This window comes from Streptomyces alkaliphilus, from assembly GCF_014141535.1.
GTDB lineage: Bacteria > Actinomycetota > Actinomycetes > Streptomycetales > Streptomycetaceae > Streptomyces > Streptomyces alkaliphilus.
This window is the reverse complement of sequence record NZ_VKHT01001325.1, coordinates 1-1,099: the sequence shown is the minus strand read 5'-3', so window position 1 is coordinate 1,099 and position 1,099 is coordinate 1. Positions and strand designations below refer to the sequence as shown.

Sequence of the window (1,099 nt, the reverse complement as noted above, 5' to 3'; positions counted from 1 at the left end):
GGCGGAGGGCGTCGGGCTGTTCCGCACCGAGTTCCTCTTCCTGGACGCCGGTGACCGGGCCCCATCCGAGGAGGCGCAGGCCGCCGCCTACCGGGAGGTCCTGGAAGCCTTCCCGGAGGGGCGGGTGGTGATCCGGGTGCTGGACGCCGGAGCGGACAAACCGCTGCCCTTCCTCTCCTCGGACTCCTCGGCACGGGAACCGAACCCCGCCCTGGGCGTGCGCGGCCTGCGGGCGCTGCTGGAGCACCCGGAGGTACTGACCGGGCAGCTGCGGGCGCTGGCCCGGGCCGCCGAGGGTCTGCCGGTCCAGCCGGAGGTGATGGCCCCGATGGTCGCCGATCGGGCGGATGCGCGGGCGTTCGCCGAGACCTGCCGCACCGCCGGGTTGCGGGCGCGGGTGGGGGCGATGGTGGAGATCCCCTCCGCCGCGCTGCGGGCCCGCTCGGTGTTGCAGGAGGTCGAGTTCCTGTCGCTGGGCACCAACGACCTGTCCCAGTACACCTTCGCCGCCGACCGCCAGGTGGGGGCGGTGGCCCGGTTGCAGGACCCCTGGCAGCCCGCCCTGCTGGATCTGGTGGCCATCGCCGCCGAGGCGGCCGGCGCCGAGGGCAAGGGGTGCGGGGTGTGCGGCGAGGCGGCCGCGGATCCGCTGCTGGCCTGCGTGCTCGTCGGCCTGGGCGTCTCCAGCCTGTCGATGGGCTCCGGTGCCCTGGCCATGGTGCGGGCCGAGCTGGCCCGGCACACGCTGGCCCAGTGCGAACGGGCCGCGGCCGCGGCCCGGGCGGCGGATGACGCGGAGGGGGCCCGGCGGGCGGCCACGGCGGTGCTCTCCGGCGGATGATCCGCGCCGGGCACCGGTCCCGCGTTCCCGCCGGTGCGGAACGCGGGACCGGTGCCCGGGACCGGGATCAGGCCGCGGCGGACCGACGGTCGGCTGCCAGCCCGACGAAGAACTCCAACAGTTCCGGCCGGTCGACCGATCCCGGGTTCACCGCGCGCTCCACCGGCGTACCGGACAACAGCCGCTTGATCGGTACCTCCAGCCGCTTGCCGGTGAGGGTGTGGGGGAGCCCCGGGACGGGGATGATCTCGTCGGGGA

2 protein-coding genes are annotated in these 1,099 nt (G+C 75.8%); one reads left to right on the top strand and one right to left on the bottom strand.

The features are described 5' to 3' along the window. Positions 1-841, top strand: an 841-nt coding sequence (locus FNQ90_RS24270; protein ID WP_182608305.1) for a phosphoenolpyruvate--protein phosphotransferase, incomplete at its 5' end; no start/stop codon positions are given. A 67-nt stretch (positions 842-908) separates the two neighbouring features. On the opposite strand, the gene FNQ90_RS24265 is transcribed toward FNQ90_RS24270, so the two are convergent. Then, the coding region (locus FNQ90_RS24265) for a hypothetical protein (RefSeq protein ID WP_182608304.1) at positions 909-1,099 on the bottom strand (191 nt) is incomplete at its 5' end.